The sequence below is a fragment of the Leisingera sp. F5 genome, assembly GCF_001593695.1.
Map to the genome: position 1 here is coordinate 1 of NZ_LUKH01000827.1, position 1,611 is coordinate 1,611.

Annotated in this window: 1 protein-coding gene and 1 pseudogene; one reads left to right on the top strand and one right to left on the bottom strand. The window is 57.0% G+C overall.

Going from position 1 to position 1,611, the window contains the following annotated elements; genetic code table 11:
- Positions 1-246: pseudogene (locus A2I95_RS36455) on the top strand (23S rRNA (adenine(2503)-C(2))-methyltransferase RlmN); the annotation flags it as partial.
- Between the two features lie 42 nt (positions 247-288).
- Here A2I95_RS36455 and A2I95_RS36460 read toward each other — a convergent pair.
- Complete coding sequence (locus A2I95_RS36460) at positions 289-1,530, bottom strand: reprolysin-like metallopeptidase (protein WP_027257137.1); 1,242 nt, start codon at positions 1,528-1,530, stop codon at positions 289-291.
- Positions 1,531-1,611: the final 81 nt, after the last annotated feature.

Below are 1,611 nucleotides of genomic sequence, written 5' to 3' on the forward strand. Positions count from 1 at the left end.
CGCTACAACATCCCGGCCAAGATCAACCTGATCCCGTTCAACGAATGGCCCGGCAGCCCCTACAGGCGGTCCTCGAACAACCGCATCCATGCCTTTGCTAATATCGTCTATCAGGCCGGTTATGCCTCGCCGATCCGCAAGACGCGGGGCGATGATATTATGGCGGCCTGCGGCCAGCTGAAATCGGCAACCGAGCGCGCCCGCAAGAGCCGCAAGCAGATTGAGGCCGAAGCCGGGTTGAAGTAACCCGGATCCGGCCCCGGTGCGGCAGGTTCCCCGGCTGCCATATCAAGTAAACAGGAAGTGGTCCTCGGTGAGCGTGCCGGTATAGCCCGTCAACTCGATCTGGTGACTGCCGAAAAATCCGATCAGGGTGCTGCCATTTTCCTGTGTGATGGTCAGATCGCTGAAGTCTTCCACTGAGGTGTCAAAGAATTCGATCCGGTCATCGCCTTTGCCAAAATCCGTGATGACTTCGTCTTCCCAATAATCGGCAGACACGAACACAAAAACATCCGCGTGTTTCCCCCCTGTCAAAACGTCAGATCCTTCACCGCCGACAAGACGGTCTTTGCCGTTGCCGCCGATCAGCCTGTCATCCCCCTGGCCGCCGAAAAGCGTGTCCCTGCCGCCATTTCCTTTCAGAAAATCGTCTTCATCGTAGGCGCCTGAATAATCGGTCTCATCCAATCCGCCGATCAAAACGTCCGATCCCTTACCGCCCACTAGCCTGTCTTCGCCATAGCCCCCAGTAAGACTGTCAGCGCCGCCGCCGCCGAACAAGTGGTCATCCGCTTCGTGGCCGATGACCGTATCTTCGCCGCCCTTTGCATAAATCTTGGTATCCTGTCCGGTCGCCAATACAGTTTCTGCACGGCTGCTGGCCTTGATCACCACGTCGCCCGCCGTATTGACGTAAGCTCTCCATCCTGCGGTTCCGCCGGTATCGCCATATATATGGGTCAGAGCTTGCACATCAAATGTGCCCAGCTCAGTGACATTGTACCCGGCATGATTATAGGTCATCACGGTGTGTGCCTGGTCGTCCAGATGGTCCGCCAGCGTATTGTCGCCGTCATGCGGATGTTCAAGACCCAGCGCATGGCCGATCTCGTGCAGCACCGTTTCATAGCCATAGGATCCCGGTGCCATATCAGTGCTTTCAATCGCCAGCTCCCCCTCATTGGTGGAGTAGGAGTTGGACCAGGCAAGATCCGCCCAGCCTGCAGCAGAGCCGCCGTTGTAGCCAAAGGCGTTGATCATTGCCGGACCGTCCGTTTCGACAAACAGCAAGCCGGACGCCTCTTCAAACTCCGCAAGAGCCAGGCGGAAATAGTCGCGCTGCGTGCTGTTGAAGGGCCAATAGCTGCTGGCACCATAGGGGTCGTCAGCCACATCCCCCAAGTCACCGCTATCGACAAAGCTGTAGGTCACCACAGTTTGAGTGCCGAGATCAGCCAGGCTGTTCCAGCGGAGGCTGCTGTTCGATGTATAGGCTAAAAGCGCCGTGTAATCTGAAACTTCGGGCATCAACGGTCTCCACTATCCTGTCAACGGTAAGTTTTTGTTTGTAAATGTGGCCAAGTTTGGCCCGCTTCCGGCCTCAGGCCG